This window comes from Amnimonas aquatica, assembly GCF_002943415.1.
Taxonomy (GTDB): Bacteria; Pseudomonadota; Gammaproteobacteria; order Pseudomonadales; family Moraxellaceae; genus Perlucidibaca; species Perlucidibaca aquatica_A.
Map to the genome: position 1 here is coordinate 1 of NZ_PTQZ01000312.1, position 1,506 is coordinate 1,506.

Genomic DNA, 1,506 nt, shown 5'->3' on the forward strand with positions numbered 1-1,506 from the left:
CACGAAGCCGTGGCGGTGTTCGTGCGGCGCACGTCGGTGCAGTGCGGTGTGCCGGCGACCTGGGAGATCAGGCTGGCGCCGGGCTGGCTGGCCGAGCAGGCCCTGCTCTGGGACACGTTGCCGCATCTGGTGCGCAATGCCTTCAGTCATGGCCGCGAGCCGGCGGCGCATCGGCTCGCGCTGGGCAAGCCGGAGGCGCTGCGCCTGCGCATCCGCGCTCATGCCTCGCGCGCCGGGCTGCGCCTGCTGGTCGCCGACGATGGCGCCGGCGTCGCCGCCGCGCGCGCAGAGGCGGACCTGTGGGCGGGGCGCGGGCAGGGCGTGCCGGCGGTGAGGGCGGCGCTGACGGCGCGCGCCGGGTCCGGCGGGCGGGTGTCGCTGCGCTGGCGCGGGCGTGCCGGCCGGGGTGCGCTGGCACGCGCCTGCATATTCTTTTTCTGAATAAATTTATAAAAACATATTCTTTTTCAGAAATTGGAGACTCCCATAGCATCCATTTCGTCCGGTGCATCCGCACCCCATGAAATGGAGCATGACCATGTCGTCCAAGCGTCAGACGTTCAAGAAACTGGGCCTCGCGGCCGCCCTGGTGACCTCGGTGCTGACCGCCGGCACCGCCCTGGCCAAGGAAATCACCCTGCTCAACGTGTCGTACGACCCGACCCGCGAGCTCTACAGCGAATTCAACCCGGCCTTCGCCAAGTACTGGAAGCAGAAGACCGGTGACGACGTCACCATCCGCCAGTCGCACGGCGGTTCCGGCAAGCAGGCCCGCTCGGTCATCGACGGCCTGGAAGCCGATGTCGTCACGCTGGCGCTGGCCGGTGACGTCGATGCCCTGCACGACAACGGCAACCTGATCCCCAAGGACTGGCAGAAGCGCCTGAAGCACAACTCCGCTCCCTACACCTCGACCATCGTGTTCCTGGTGCGCAAGGGCAACCCGCACGGCGTCAAGGACTGGGACGACCTGGTGAAGCCGGGCGTGCAGGTCATCACCCCGAACCCGAAGACTTCCGGTGGCGCGCAGTGGAACTACCTGGCGGCCTGGGAATTCGCCAAGCGCAAGTACGGTGGCGATGCCAAGGCCAAGGAATTCGTGACCAAGCTGTACAAGAACGTGCCGGTGCTGGATTCCGGTGCCCGCGGCTCGACCACGACCTTCGTGCAGCGTGGCGTGGGTGATGTCTTCCTGTCCTGGGAAAACGAAGCCTTCCTGGCGCTGAAGGAATTCGGCAGTGACAAGTTCGAGATCGTGGTGCCGTCGCTGAGCATCCTCGCCGAACCGACCGTGACCGTGGTCGACAAGAACGTGAAGAAGCGTGGTACCGAAGGCGTGGCCAAGGCCTACCTGGAATACCTGTACAGCGCCGAAGGCCAGGACATCGCGGGCAAGAACTTCTACCGTCCGACCGATGCCAAGGCTGCCGCCAAGTACGCCGCGTCCTTCCCGAAGGTCGAGCTGTTCACCATCGACAAGGCTTTCGGTGGCTGGACCAAGGCCAA

2 protein-coding genes are annotated in these 1,506 nt (G+C 65.6%); both read left to right on the top strand.

The features are described from left to right. Positions 1-441: hypothetical protein (locus C5O18_RS10560; protein WP_241146815.1), on the top strand; the 441-nt coding region annotated here is incomplete at its 5' end. 97 nt (positions 442-538) lie between these two features. After that, positions 539-1,506 (top strand): sulfate ABC transporter substrate-binding protein (locus C5O18_RS09450; protein ID WP_105193376.1); only part of this gene is annotated, 968 nt, incomplete at its 3' end.